Raw genomic sequence first — 269 nt, 5'->3', positions numbered from 1 at the left:
GGCAAGCTGGTCATCGTACCGCCGCTGACGGCGAAAAATCCGGCCGATTTCCTGGCGCTGCTGGGCCGCGAACAGGTTACCATTTTGAACCAGACGCCAACGTACTTCTACCAGCTGCTGCGTGAGGTCTTGGCGGACCATCCGTACGATTTGCGGATTCGAAACGTCATCTTTGGGGGCGAAGCGCTCAGTCCGCTGCAGCTCAAGGGCTTCAAGACGAAGTACCCGGAGACGAAGCTGATCAATATGTACGGCATTACCGAGACGAC

Annotated in this window: 1 protein-coding gene; it reads left to right on the top strand. The window is 57.2% G+C overall.

The window, feature by feature from the left end; all coding sequences use genetic code 11:
* A partial coding sequence (locus tag G9G53_RS25995; protein WP_165150913.1) for an AMP-binding protein occupies positions 1-269 on the top strand: 269 nt, incomplete at both ends.

This window comes from Paenibacillus sp. EKM206P, from assembly GCF_011066155.1.
Lineage (GTDB): Bacteria > Bacillota > Bacilli > Paenibacillales > Paenibacillaceae > Paenibacillus > Paenibacillus polymyxa_D.
The sequence above is the reverse complement of the archived record's forward strand: the minus strand, read 5'-3'. Positions and strand labels throughout refer to the sequence as shown.